Raw genomic sequence first — 12,450 nt, 5'->3', positions numbered from 1 at the left:
CTGTTCGCTGCGCTCGTCAGCCGAAGGGATCTTGCTGCGCCGACTCGAGGTCCGTGGCATCCGCGAAGTCAAGAAAATCGAGCGGCGGAATGTCGGTCATTTCCTCGCTCCAGGACGGACGTGCCGGCTGCATGCGACGCCTTACGAGTTCGACGAGGTTCTTGGCGCAGTCATCGGGACGGAGTGCCTAGACGTGAGTGACGGCTTGAGGCGCCCGCCTAGACGTAGTCCAGCCCGTACAAGTCTTCGTACTCGTTCTCAGCGAAACCATCACGTGAAGTCGCGGGCAGCAGTGGGGCGTCGTCGTGCTGCTCGAGGACCACCGTGCTCGCTGGCGTGACCAGCACTTCGACCTGAGCGTCCAGAACCGTGCGCAGGGAGAGGAAGGCGGGTGCGGCGCGAACGGCGTCGAGAACAGCCTGTTTCGTCTGCTCCATCGTCGCCTCCGCAGCGAGGAGATAGGTCTTGTCCGCCATCGTGACTTGCAGCATGGTTCCCCGTTCATGCCGGGGCGTCGCAACGTGAGCCGGCACTACCACGTTACGGAGCGGGGTGTCGGCGGGCGACCTCGCTGACCCGTCGGCATCCGTCGAGTACGGCATGTGGAAAACTGCAGGCGTGGGACAGCTGATCGACGGACCCGGGACCGTCTACGAGATGGACGACCGCACACTCGCGCACGTGAAACTCGCCTTGACCGCGAAACTCCGTCGGCAGGAGAGCTTCCTGCTTTCCTGGCCGATCGGCGTCGAGCAGGGCTCCGGACGTGCCTCGCTGTGGATCGCGCCGTCGATTCCTCTGCAGTTCCGCTTCTCCGGCAGCCGGCCCCCCGTCATCAACAAGGCGTGGGTCGTCGCCATGCTCGAGACCTCCCACAACGATCGCGGGCTGGTCATTCTCACCGAGGCCGAACTCGACCGCGCGACCTCAAGCACCGGCGACTCCTCCGCCTAACGTCCTCGTCCATTCCGATCACTCGCAGGTCATCGGTCACTGTGAACGTCGCAGAAGCATGAGTCATCTGCTGCATCCAACGATCGTTGCAGGCCGCTAACACGCGCGGAGAATGACATTCAAGGCAGAATGAGTCCGAGGTGCCAAAGCGACGAGGCTACGTCCCAGTCAGGCAGTGTTTGGGATTCAACCTGCTCGATTGACGACAGGCCGCCAGCGGAAAGCCAGCGACCTGTCCCCGCCAGCGGGGTTCGGGCTGGCCCTACTGACCCTAGCCCTTTGCAGGTGTCCGGCAGGGGGGAGTGGTTATCGCAAAGGAACGCGGCAGTTTCAAAAGGTTGCCGAGTGGACGCCGAGAGGCGCGCCGGCGATCTGCGCGATCCTGGCGAGGGCGGTCGCCTCGTCCGTGAAGGCGCGGTAGTTGAGGACGAGGACTGAGAGGCCGCCGAGGGTCGCCGCGACGGCGAGGCCGCGGTCGACGTTCATCGGCGCGGGCGGGGTGGGCAGTCCGAACATCCGGAAGAGGGAGTCGCCGATGGGGAGCAGGAGCGCGTCGAGGGTCTGATCGTGGATGGTCGTGACCGCGGCGATGACGAGCGCCATGAACCCGGGACGCTCGAGCCCGATCGCGGCCAGCTCCTCGACGGCTCGGCGGTCCCTCTCGGGCCCTTCCTCCACAGAGTCGACGGCGGCGAGGGCCCGTTCACCCAGCGCGACGCACTGGCTGATAGCGCGGCTGATCAGGCGCTCCTTGGACTCGAAGCGGGCGAACATCGCGGCCTTCGAGTAGCCGGTCGCGGCCGCGAGGGTTTGCATCGAGGTGCCTTTGATCCCCTGGCTGGCGAGCAGGCCGGCGGCGACGTCGAGGATCTCGACGTCGATCTCGTTTTTCGTCATCCGGATGCGGCCCACCTCCCCACTTTACAGCTTTGACCGATTCGATCTACAGTTGACCGAATCGGTCACCTCGCTCCTTTGACGTGCTCGACGACTTGGAGGAACGACGACAGATGGCCGAAGCGACGAGAGCAGCACCGGATCACGGTCGAGGAGGGCTCGCGAAAGCGCTCTGGTCGGTGGTTCTTGTTCTCGCGCTCCTGCTGGGTGTGGCGGCTGCTGTGGTCGGCCTCGCGACGCTGGTCCCGGGGGTCGGGCTGCTGAGCATGACAGCGGCGCTGCTGGCGCCGACGATCGCCCCGGTGCTGGCGATGCTGGGCGTCATCGCCCTCGTCGTCGGGGTCCTCGCCTTCCGCCGAGGCCTTCGGCGCACCGGCGCCGCGGCGGCGGTTCTCGGTGGGATCGGCGCCGCAACCCACATCACCGCTGTCGTGGTCATGGTCGCCGCCGTCGCCTCCGCCGGAGGCACAGTGAACGTCGCGACGGCGACGTTCGGGCTCTCGGCGATGGGCGCAGCGACCCCCGACCGGACCGAGGCGTACACGACGTCGAGCTCGGGGGAGGACCTGGCCCTGTCCCTCTACGAACCCTCCGCCGATACCGGCGCGGCTCCGACGATCATGTTCGTGCACGGCGGCGGCTGGATCTCCGGGGAGCCCGACACGCTGAGCTCCGAGCTGCGCACCCTCGCCGATCACGGCTACCTCGTCGTGTCCGTCGAGTACGAACTCGCCACGGCGGAGAACGCGACGTGGCAGTCCGCGCCCTCGGAGGTCGCCTGCGCCGCTACGTGGATCCAGTCGAACGCGGCTGCTCTCGGCGCGGACCTCGACCGCCTTGCGTTCTGGGGCGAGAGCGCCGGCGGCAACCTCGTCATCAACGTCGCCAGCGCCGCAGCGCAGGGCACCGCGGTGTCCTCGTGCGGCGGCACCGTCCCGGTGCCGGCCGTGATCGTCGCCGACTTCCCCGCGGTGGACGTGACCAGCGTCTACGAGAACACCTTCGACGTCGCCGGGATCAGCACCCGCGACTTCGCGACCAGCTACACCGGCGGCACGCCCGAGGAGTTCCCGGAGCGGTACGCCGCGGTGAACGCCGCCACCTACCTCTCAGCCGCCGTCCCGCAGACCCTCGTGATGACCCCGATGCGCGATGACCTGATCGATCCGGCCGATCAGTTCGCCTGGGCGGACTCCGCCCGCGCCCTCGGAGTGGACGTGACGACCGTGCCGATCCCGCTCGCGAACCACGCCTACCCGCAGTTCGCGAAGAACTCCCTCGGCAGCCAGGGACACCTCAGCATCGCCGAGGCCTACCTCACCGACCGACTCCGCTAACCCCTCCCCGACACCCCCGATCAAAGGAGATCCCATGCCAGCAAAGCCGGCTCGCCGCGAGCCGTCCCTGAAATTCGTCGCGGTCGTCTGCGGCCTCGCCTCCTACCTCGACGCCGCCGGACTCGTGTCCACCGGCCTCGCGCTCGCGATCTTCCAGACCGAGCTCGGTATCACGGCCGACCAGTTCGGCATCCTCATCGCCGCGCTGACCCTGTTCGTCGGACTCGGTTCCGCGATCGGCGGCAGGCTCGGTGACCGATTCGGGCGCCGCCGCGTCTTCACCGTCACGATGGTCCTGATCATCGTCGGCGCCACGATGCTGACCTTCGGCGCATCTTTCCCGCTGCTCATCGCCGGGAACATCATCATGGGCACCGGGATCGGAGCGGACCTGCCCGTCTCGCTCGCGACCATCTCCGAAGCCGCTACCGAGCGCAACCGCGGCGGCGCGGTCGTCTTCTCGCACGTGCTCTGGACCGCGGGGATCCTCGTCACCCTCGCGATTTCCACGGCCGTCGGCAACCTCGGTCTCATCGCCGGGCAGATCCTCTTCGGCCAGATCGCCGTCATCGCCGTCATCGTGCTGGTCCTGCGCCTGCTGATCCCCGAGTCCACCCTCTGGCTGCAGACCCGCGGCATCAGCACGATCACCGCCGACCGCACCCGCGTCCGCGACCTCTTCCGCGGCTCCTACCTCGTCCCGTTCCTGGTCCTCGCCGTCTCCTACTCACTGCTCGCGATCGGCGCCGGCACCCTGGGCGGCTTCGGCGCCTTCATCGCCGTCAACCTCGCCGGCGTCGACGTCGCCCTGTTCTCGGCCGTGCTCCTGGGAATCTCTGTCCTCGCGATCGGCGCGACGCTCTGGTTCATGCGCGTCGTCGACACCCGCTGGCGAATGACCTACTTCGCCGTCGGCGCCGTGATGATGACCGCCGGCTACGCCCTCGTCGCGATCCTCGGCTTCAGCCTGCCCACCCTCATCGCCGGGACCCTGCTGAGCAACATCGGCATGTGCTTCGCCTTCGAGACGCTCCTGAAAGTCTGGATGCAGGAGTCCTTCCCCACCCAGCTGCGCAGCACCGCACAGGGCACGATCATGGCCATCGCCCGACTGATCCCCGTCCTCGTGCAGGTCGTGACCCCCTCCCTGCTCCTCGCGAACGGACAGCTCTTCTACGCCGGCCTCGCCGTGATCACCGCGCTCTCCGTCACCCTGCTCTGGTTCACCTTCCGCCACCGCAGCCGCAGCCGCAGCGAATTCTCCGTCGAGGAGCAGCTCCTGCACGCCGGCACCCGCGATGAGGCGGCCACCCGATGACCGCCGACCGCCAGACCGCGACCACCACCCACGGCACCCCCGAACCCGCCTTCCGGACCGAGGAGCGCAGCATCCCCGGCCCGCACGGTGACATCCCCGTGCGCCTGTACCTCCCCACGACGCCCCTCCCCGAGCCGATCGGACTCGTGTGGTGCCACGGCGGAGCGTTCGTCTACGGGGGCCTCGACACTGCCGAGAGCGACACCACAGCCGCCCGGCTCGCCGAAGCCGGCATCGCCGTCGTCGCCGTCGACTACCGCCTCGCCCCCGTCCCGCAATGGGCGCTCGACCTCGGCGCCGAGCCTGGGCGAGGTGAGTCGTACTTCCCCGTGGCCAGTCACGAAGTCGACACCGTCCTCGCCTGGGCCGACGACGCGCTGCGCCCCCTCAGCCCTCAGGGCTGGGCGCTGGGCGGCGCCAGCGCCGGCGGCGCACTCACCGCCGGAGCAGCCGTCCGCCTGCGCGACCAGGGCGCCACCGCACCCTCACGCCTCGTCCTCGTCTGCCCCCTCCTGCACCATTCCCTCCCCGAAGCCTCTCCCGAGCTCGCCACCCGACTCGAGCAGATGCCACCGACCGCGGGGATACCGCTCACCCCTGACGTGGTCGACCTCATCACCCTCAACTACGTCGGCAACGCGCCCGACGTCCTCCACGACCCCTACGCCTTCCCCGGCGGACACGACCTCACCGGACTCCCGCCGACGCTGATCATCGACTGCGACATCGACACCGTCCGCGCCTCCGGAGAAGCCTTCGCCACCGAACTCGCCTCGGCCGGCGTCGATGTGGAATCGGTCGTGGAGCCGGGGACCATTCACGGGCACCTCGACGATCCGTCACTGCCGAGCGCGCGACGCACAGCTGACCGGATCATCGCCTGGCTGAGTCGGTGAGCTCTGCGGTCGTCATCGGCCGGCGTAGGACCGTTCCGTAGAGGGACGGCTGATCGGAACGCTTCTCAGCCGGTGGTGTCGATGTCCTTGTTGCGGGGGAGGTCGAGCATTGGGTAGCGGGCGACGGTTGCGCGGATCTGCTTCTGTCGCGTGCCTGGGTCGCCCCACACGATGTCGAGCTGAGTTCCGAGGGTGGTGTGGCGGACGTCGAGGAGGGCGAGGGAGATCATCGAGTGGTAGCTGCTGCTGAAGATGCGGCCGCTGCTGGTCCCGACGAGCTCGCCGTCGAGGAGCACGTCGTCGGTGTGGACGACGCTGTTGTCTCCGGTCCAGATCGGGTTCGCTGCGAGGTCCATGAAGGGATGCTCGTGGCCCGACCGGAACTGGGAGGCGAAGACGTCGGTGACGTCGTCCGGGTTCCAGATGAGGGTGACGGGTGTGCGCTGCGCTGATGTGTTCTCGAGGGCGGCCCGGCCGGTGAAGTCGTGGTCGTAGGTGATGAGGTGACCCCAGCCGAGCTCGAGGGGAGTCGCGTACCGCTTGGACGGGTCGGTGCCGGCGCTGCCGGGAAGTGAGGAGAAGGCGGTGTTCGCGGTGACGCCCATCCAGTCGAGGAAGTCGGGGTCATCGGTCCAGGCCGGGAGGAAGTGGAGGAACGACTGGGCGAATCCGTTCTCGGTGTGGTTCATCCCGTAGGCGCGCAGCCCGAGCTTCACGATCCCGAGCGGGCGGCCGGCGTCGTGGAGCGCCTGGTAGACGGCTGGGGCATCCGAGGCGTCGCCGTGCACCTCGTAGGCGAGAGTGCCGGCGACGCCCAGCCGGTAGATCCGAACCTGCAGGAGGACGCCGGTTTCGGGGTGGGGGATGGTCGCGGGTCGGTGCCAGATGAAGGGCAGGTCGGAGAAGTCCTCGCCGGTCGCGGCTTCGATGACGTCGAGGGAGCGGGGTCCGCCGACTTGGTGGAGGAACACCTGTCCGGTGAGGTCGGTGCCGGTGACGTCGTAGCGGCCGGAGGCAATGAGGTAGTCGAGGTAGGGCGTGAGGAAGTAGCTGATGTACTCCTGCTCGCCCACTCGCAGAACGGTGCCGTCGGCCATGATCCGGCCGGCGGTGTTGCAGAGCACGGCCTGCTTGGACGCGCCGATCGAGAAGCGGGTGAAGTCGTTGATGCACGCGTCCCGGAGCAGGCGGAGAGCGTCAGGTCCGGTGAGGCGGTGGGGCATCGGCGGGTTCAGGCCTGCATGGAGGTAGGCGGTGCGCTTCCAGGACTCCTCCTCGGTGCGGAAGTCGCTGAACTCGTACGGGGTGAAGCTGCCCAGCGAGCTGCTGTAGAGAGCGACGGTCGGGTCGAAGGGGAGGTAGGGGCTGTGTTGCGGGGGGCCGGCGTTGGTCATCGGATGCTCCGGTGGTCCTCTCGAGAGGTGACCTGCGGGGTGTTCGTGCTGCTCGCCTGCGGAGTTGCTCGCGGAGCGAGACGTCCGGTTCGCCGAAGCGCCAGCTCCAGCGGGATGGTCACGAGCGGGGGAACAGCGGCGATCAGGGCGATGGCGGTAAGCCGCCAGGTCCATCGCAGGGTGATCGCGGTGATGATGGCGACGGCCGCGTAGACGAGGAACATGCCGCCGTGCAGGGCGCCGAAGATGCTGACTCCGACGTCGGTGGTCTTGGTGACGTACTTCAGGAGCATGCCCACGAGCAGGCCCGCCCAGGTGAACGCCTCCAGGATCGCGGCGATGATGAAGATGCGGCTGATCCAGGGGAGGCGAGCGGGGTCACTCATCGAAGGCATCCCGTCCGGTGTCGGAGTCGGCGAAGCGCGCGGCGAGCAGGTCCGCGAGGCGGCCGCGAACGACGGGGTCCAGAGGCCGGTCCGCCAGGGATTCGTACGCCCACAACCCGTCTGCGGCCAGGCGCGTGATGAAGCGCTCGAGCGTCCGCTCGTCGGCGTCCGCTGCGGGTGGCGCGGGAGTCCACCGCTCGAGAACCGCGTTCCAAGGGGCGGCGTGCTCGGCCGTCGTCGCGCCCTCGAGCATCATCAGCAGCTCCGCACGGGTCGAGCTCTGCGTCGCCGCACGGGCGTAACCCTGCAGCTTCTGCGTCTCGGTGGCCTCGTCGGCGCCGACGTCGATCGCGGCAGCCATGCTCGCCTCCCACTCGTCGGCGAGGCGCTGGTGCACGGCGAGGATCAGCGCCTCGCGGGAGGGGAAATGGTAGACGAGGCCGCCCTTGGTCAGGCCGGCTTCCGCGGCGACCGTGTCATAGGTGACGCTGCCGACACCGTCGCGCTGAACGACGCGCGCAGCGGCATCCAGGATCTGCGTGCGCTTGCTCTCTCTCATGCTGTTCCGCTCTCTCCGTGACGTGTCGGTCACACCCACACCTCAAACTATACCTTTTGTACGGTAAGGTTGTGAACGAAGCGCGCGCTTCCAGGAACCGAGGTGGGACATTGAATTCACGCAAGCGCTGGGCTGTTCTCGCCACCGTGGCGGCAGGGCTGCTGTTGATCAGCCTCGACAACTCGATCCTCTACACCGCGCTCCCGACGCTGGTGGACGAGCTCGGCGCGACCAGCTCCGAGAGTCTGTGGATCATCAACGCGTACCCGGTCGTCATGGCCGGTCTCCTGCTGGGGGCGGGGACGCTAGGGGATCGTGTCGGGCACCGTCGCATGTTCCTCATCGGTCTGGTCGTCTTCGGCGCCGCTTCGCTCGCCGCCGCGTTCTCTCCGACTCCGGAGTTCCTGATCGCCTCACGCGCCGTTCTCGCCGTCGGTGCGGCGGCGATGATGCCGGCGACGCTGGCCCTCATCCGGTTGACCTTCGAGGACGAGCGAGAGCGGAACATCGGCATCGGGGTGTGGGGCAGCATGGCCGTCGTGGGAAGTTCCCTCGGGCCGATTCTCAGTGGTCTGCTGCTCTCGCAGTTCTCCTGGGGGTCCGTGTTCCTGGTCAACGTGCCCGTCGTCATCGCAGCGTTCATCGCGACGGTCCTCCTCGCTCCGCACAACGACGCGGATCCGACGAAGAAGTGGGATCTGCTCTCCTCGGTGCTGGCGCTGGTCGCTCTGGTCGCTCTGGTCATCACCATCAAGGAGACCGCGAAAGTCGACAGCTCCGTGTGGGTGATCGTGGTCGCCCTGACCATCGCGATCGTCGGCGCGGTGCTGTTCGTGCGACGCCAGGCCGTCCTCCCGTATCCGCTCCTGGTGTTCAGCATCTTCCGCAACCCGGCGTTCCTCGCGGGCACGCTCGCCGCAGGGTTCGCGATGTTCACGGTCGCCGGCGTCCAGCTCGTCACCACGCAGCGATTCCAGCTCGTAGAGGGATTCACTCCACTCGAGGCGGGACTGATGGTCGCGGCGATCGCGGCAGGTTCCCTGCCGACCTCGATCCTCGGCGGCGCGTTCGTCCACCGCACCGGCCTGCTGCCCCTGGTCAGCGGTGGCCTCGGAACTGCGCTGCTCGGCGTCACTGTCGCGGTCGTCTCGTTCGATTCCGCGGTGCCGATCTTCGTCGCTGGACTCGTCCTGACGGGTCTGGGCCTGGGGGCGACGATGTCGGTCGCGTCTGCGGCGATCATCGGCAACGTGCCCGCGAGTCGCGCGGGAATGGCGTCCTCCATCGAGGAGGTCTCCTACGAGTTCGGCAACCTCACCGCCGTCGCCCTCCTGGGGAGCCTGGCGACCGCCGTCTTCACGACCACTCTGCAGCTGCCGAACGGGGCCGATGGGGCGGCCCGGGACAGCATCGACAGCGCTCTGACCGTCGCCGAGCAGAACCCCGCGATCAGGGACGCCCTCGTGCAGGCAGCGGGACAGGCGTACGACGGCGGCTACACCGCCGTCATGATCGTCGTCGCCGTGGTCCTCGCCCTCGGCGCCGTCACCACCGGGGTCCTGCTGCGCCGTCACGGCCCAGGGTCCGACGTCGTCACCGATCACCAGCAGGAGCCGACCCGCACCGGGAGCAGCTCCGAAACTCTGACCCCGTGACGAGCGTCCGGACGGCGACAGCCAGTCGAGAAAGACGGTGACGGAAATGGGTCTGCTCTCTCTCGGCGCGCTGCTGTTCTCGCTGGCAGGGCAGGTGGTGCTCGATCGGAAGTACTCCTTGACCTTCTGGCGCGACCCGACGAAAGCGACCTGGGTCATGGCCCTGGGAATAGCGTTCTTCCTCGTCTGGGATGTCGTCGGGATCGGACTCGGCATCTTCTTCCGCGGCACCACGACAGTGATGACCGGTGTCCTCCTCGCCCCCGAGCTCCCCCTGGAGGAACCCTTCTTCCTGGCACTGATGTGCTACGTCACCCTGAACGTCCTCGGCTGGATCTCGCGACGCGAACAAGCCGCCTCATGACGTATCTCGCGCTCAACACCGTGTTCTCCCTCCCCATCGTCGCCGCGCTCCTGCTCGCCTGCATCCACCGTCGACGAGCGCTCCCCTCCAGGCGAGCGCTCGCCATCGCCCTCGTCGTGCTCATCATGGACACCGCGGTGTTCGACAACGTGCTCATCGCCGCAGGAATCGTCGTCTACAACCCCGATCTGATCCTCGGGCTCCGACTCTGGCTGGCCCCCATCGAGGACTTCGCCTACTCCGTCGGAGCATGCCTGCTCCTGCCAGCGCTCTGGGCACTGATCCCGAGCCGCCGCGATCGGAACGACCACCCGACAGCCGCGCCACCTCCACTGGAGACAGGCAGGCGCGCGCCTTCCAACCTGACCACTTCACGAACGCTACGAAGGAGATCATCTTGACCACCTCGACAGTCCTCGTCACCGGAGTGACCGGCAAGACCGGCCGCCGCCTGGTGCCCCTGCTGCGCGCAGCAGGCCACACCGTCCGCGAAGGATCCAGACGCGCCGCGACCCCGTTCGACTGGGACGACACCGCGACCTGGCCGGCCGCACTCGCAGACATCGACGCGGTCTACGTCGTCCTCCCGGACCTGGGAAGCGCCTCCACCGTCGATCAGGTCCGCTCCTTCGCGCGAGCAGCCTCCGCGGCGGGCGTGAGAACCGCGGTCATGGTGTCCTTCCCCGAGACCGGCGGAATGGACACGGACGTCGTCGCGACCACGGAACAGCAGTTCACCGACGCGGGCCTCGCATTGACGGTCCTGCGTCTTCGCTGGTTCAACCAGAACTTCAGCGAGGACTTCCTCACCGACTCCGTTCGTCAGGGAGTCCTGCGACTACCGGCCGGATCCGGGAGGGAGGCGTTCGTCGACGCAGACGACATAGCCGAGGTCGCCCTGGCCGCACTCACCGAGACGACGCGGATCGGACGCTCCTACGACCTCACCGGTCCTCGAAGCCTGTCCTTCCACGACATCGCCGACGAGCTCTCCCGCGCGACAGGACGAAGCATCCGCTACGAACCCATCAGCACCGACACCTACATCGAAGAGCAGCAGGCGACGGGTGTGCCCGAGGAATTCGCGCAGATGCTCGCAGCTCTCTACAACCAGATCGGCACCGGAGCGCTCGATCACACGTCCGAGGACATCGATTCAGTGCTCGGCCGCCCCGCCCGCGACTTCCGCGACTACGCCGACGCCACCGCAACCACGGGAGTGTGGACCGAATAGACCAGTGTCGTTTCTTGATGGCGGTTCTTAGAGGTCGATCTTCTCGTTGCCCGCCTGCAGCGTCTCGCCGGTCACCTTGGACTTCACGAACGAGACGAGCGCGGACACCTTGCCGCCCGGGGTGTCCCAGTACTCGGCACTCTCCGCGGTGAACTTGACGAGGCCCACGTTCGGATCCGTCGGTCCGTCGGGGAACCATGCTTCCACTCGCGAATTCCAGAGGTCCTCGAGTTTCGCGTGGTCATCGACCACGGTCGCGGTACCCGCCAAGGACACCCAGGAGTCGTTCGAGCTGAAGGTCACCCCGACCCTGTTCATCGCTCGCAGATGCTCGACCGCTGAGGAGTCGAGGCCGATGATGAACCAGAGATCCCCATCGAACTCACTCTCCTGCACGGTCATGGGATGACCGACGATGTTCTGACCCGGGTCGATCGTCGACAGCATCGCGAACTGGAAGTCCTTCAACAGCTTCGCAAGAGTGTCAATTTCTTCGGTGCGACTCACCACAGTGTTCCTCTCATCTCGTCCCACATGCATCGAACTCATCAATGACCTCGACGGGACGAAAGCGACCCTACTCGCGAGGGCTCGCGGCTATTCACGGCGGACGACTCGGGAAAATGATGCACTTTCTCAGCAACGTGGTGCCCACTTCAAGAGCGGATGGCCGTCCGAGATCAATCGAGGTTCCTTTCGCCGTTCCGATGGTGAGTGGCAGCAATCGGGCACGCCTGGTGTGCGCTTCCTAAAGGCGCGGGTGCGCCGAGCGCTGCTACCGGCGGCGGTGCCGGGCGACCGCGTCGGTGTTCCCGCATCGCGCGGAGCAGTAGCGCTGCCGGCCCGCTCGGGACTCATCGATGAAGACCTGCTCGCAGTGCTCCCGCGCGCAGACGCCCATCCGCCGTCCGGCTGCCCAGGAGAGGAAGAAAGCCAGGCCGCCCGTCGTCACCGACCGCACTCGCGTCACCACGTCGCTGTCGTCGGGCACGAGGTGCAGGTGTGGCGGCATGCCGTCGTGGGTCGCGACGACGAGCGACCCCGCCACCGTCGCGAGCAGCTCGTTCACCTCGTCGCAGCGCTCCTGCACGTCGGGCGTGGTGAAGACGGCGCGCAGTCGCTGTGCCCACCCGCGCAGCTCCTCGCCCTCGAAGGACGTCAGTGCGGGCTCACGGACGCCGTGCTCGCGGAGCAGCGGCTCGATCGCGTCGTCAGAGCGGGCGTTCACGAGCGAGGCGGCCAGACGGGGGCCGACCTGGTGCCGGTGGTCGAAGGACATGCCGCGACTGTAATGGTTGAACGCCTCCGATGGCTTACGCGAGCATCGCATCATGCATGAGCACACCTGGATCCCTCTCTCCTCTCACGTCGTCAGCGACGGGTGGCTGACCTATCTGCTCTGCTCCTGCGGATCCCGCGCGATGGAACTCGCCCCGCACGCCCCTTCTCAGGTCGT

The 12,450-nt window shown here is 67.5% G+C and carries 15 protein-coding genes; 8 read left to right on the top strand and 7 right to left on the bottom strand.

Features of this window, described 5'->3' with window-relative positions; translation table 11 throughout:
- Positions 1-218: 218 nt before the first annotated feature.
- Positions 219-491, bottom strand: a complete 273-nt coding sequence (locus EDF22_RS08825) for a hypothetical protein (protein WP_123704084.1) — start codon at positions 489-491, stop codon at positions 219-221.
- A gap of 127 nt (positions 492-618) precedes the next feature.
- On the opposite strand from EDF22_RS08825, the gene EDF22_RS08820 reads away from it, so the two are divergent.
- Positions 619-954: a hypothetical protein gene (locus EDF22_RS08820; RefSeq protein ID WP_123704082.1), complete on the top strand. Its 336-nt coding sequence runs from the start codon at positions 619-621 to the stop codon at positions 952-954.
- 330 nt (positions 955-1,284) lie between these two features.
- On the opposite strand, the gene EDF22_RS08815 is transcribed toward EDF22_RS08820, so the two are convergent.
- Positions 1,285-1,851, bottom strand: coding sequence for a TetR/AcrR family transcriptional regulator (locus EDF22_RS08815; protein ID WP_148059166.1), 567 nt, complete (start codon positions 1,849-1,851; stop codon positions 1,285-1,287).
- A 179-nt stretch (positions 1,852-2,030) separates the two neighbouring features.
- Here EDF22_RS08815 and EDF22_RS08810 point away from each other — a divergent pair, with 179 nt between their 5' ends.
- Genes EDF22_RS08810 through EDF22_RS08800 form a run of 3 tightly spaced genes read left to right on the top strand, consistent with a single transcriptional unit; the run spans position 2,031 to position 5,402 of the window.
- Positions 2,031-3,188, top strand: a complete 1,158-nt coding sequence (locus EDF22_RS08810; RefSeq protein WP_148059165.1) for an alpha/beta hydrolase — start codon at positions 2,031-2,033, stop codon at positions 3,186-3,188.
- A gap of 34 nt (positions 3,189-3,222) precedes the next feature.
- Positions 3,223-4,506: an MFS transporter gene (locus EDF22_RS08805; protein ID WP_123704076.1), complete on the top strand. Its 1,284-nt coding sequence runs from the start codon at positions 3,223-3,225 to the stop codon at positions 4,504-4,506.
- A complete protein-coding gene (locus EDF22_RS08800; RefSeq protein ID WP_123704074.1) occupies positions 4,503-5,402 on the top strand; it encodes an alpha/beta hydrolase in 900 nt (299 codons plus the stop codon). Before EDF22_RS08805 ends, EDF22_RS08800 begins: the two co-directional genes overlap by 4 nt.
- Positions 5,403-5,467: 65 nt before the next feature.
- On the opposite strand, the gene EDF22_RS08795 is transcribed toward EDF22_RS08800, so the two are convergent.
- From EDF22_RS08795 to EDF22_RS08785, 3 genes are read right to left on the bottom strand one after another with little or no spacing between them, the layout of a single operon-like run.
- Complete coding sequence (locus EDF22_RS08795; RefSeq protein WP_123704072.1) at positions 5,468-6,796, bottom strand: aminomethyltransferase family protein; 1,329 nt, start codon at positions 6,794-6,796, stop codon at positions 5,468-5,470.
- Positions 6,793-7,182, bottom strand: coding sequence for a DUF3817 domain-containing protein (locus EDF22_RS08790; RefSeq protein ID WP_185038831.1), 390 nt, complete (start codon positions 7,180-7,182; stop codon positions 6,793-6,795). Before EDF22_RS08790 ends, EDF22_RS08795 begins: the two co-directional genes overlap by 4 nt.
- Positions 7,175-7,774 carry a TetR/AcrR family transcriptional regulator gene (locus tag EDF22_RS08785; protein WP_260303360.1) on the bottom strand — a complete coding sequence of 200 codons (600 nt, stop codon included), beginning with the start codon at positions 7,772-7,774 and terminating at the stop codon, positions 7,175-7,177. Before EDF22_RS08785 ends, EDF22_RS08790 begins: the two co-directional genes overlap by 8 nt.
- Positions 7,775-7,851: 77 nt before the next feature.
- On the opposite strand from EDF22_RS08785, the gene EDF22_RS08780 reads away from it, so the two are divergent.
- Genes EDF22_RS08780 through EDF22_RS08765 form a run of 4 tightly spaced genes read left to right on the top strand, consistent with a single transcriptional unit; the run spans position 7,852 to position 10,994 of the window.
- Positions 7,852-9,396, top strand: a complete 1,545-nt coding sequence (locus tag EDF22_RS08780; RefSeq protein ID WP_123704068.1) for an MFS transporter — start codon at positions 7,852-7,854, stop codon at positions 9,394-9,396.
- A 46-nt stretch (positions 9,397-9,442) separates the two neighbouring features.
- A complete protein-coding gene (locus EDF22_RS08775) occupies positions 9,443-9,760 on the top strand; it encodes a lycopene cyclase domain-containing protein (RefSeq protein ID WP_123704836.1) in 318 nt (105 codons plus the stop codon).
- Positions 9,757-10,161 (top strand): lycopene cyclase domain-containing protein, encoded by a 405-nt coding sequence (locus tag EDF22_RS08770; RefSeq protein WP_123704066.1) that lies wholly within the window; start codon positions 9,757-9,759, stop codon positions 10,159-10,161. The genes EDF22_RS08775 and EDF22_RS08770 overlap by 4 nt, the downstream gene beginning before the upstream one ends.
- Entirely contained in the window at positions 10,158-10,994 is an 837-nt protein-coding gene (locus EDF22_RS08765; RefSeq protein ID WP_123704064.1) for an NmrA family NAD(P)-binding protein, read from the top strand. The genes EDF22_RS08770 and EDF22_RS08765 overlap by 4 nt, the downstream gene beginning before the upstream one ends.
- A gap of 27 nt (positions 10,995-11,021) precedes the next feature.
- Here EDF22_RS08765 and EDF22_RS08760 read toward each other — a convergent pair whose 3' ends face one another.
- Together EDF22_RS08760 and EDF22_RS08755 are read right to left on the bottom strand one after the other, a co-directional pair.
- Complete coding sequence (locus EDF22_RS08760; protein WP_243839940.1) at positions 11,022-11,501, bottom strand: pyridoxamine 5'-phosphate oxidase family protein; 480 nt, start codon at positions 11,499-11,501, stop codon at positions 11,022-11,024.
- A gap of 268 nt (positions 11,502-11,769) precedes the next feature.
- Positions 11,770-12,273, bottom strand: coding sequence for a CGNR zinc finger domain-containing protein (locus EDF22_RS08755; protein WP_123704060.1), 504 nt, complete (start codon positions 12,271-12,273; stop codon positions 11,770-11,772).
- Positions 12,274-12,450: the final 177 nt, after the last annotated feature.

Origin of the sequence: Rathayibacter sp. PhB127, from assembly GCF_003751665.1 — a bacterium.
Taxonomy (GTDB): Bacteria; Actinomycetota; Actinomycetes; order Actinomycetales; family Microbacteriaceae; genus Rathayibacter; species Rathayibacter festucae.
The sequence above is the reverse complement of the archived record's forward strand: the minus strand, read 5'-3'. Positions and strand labels throughout refer to the sequence as shown.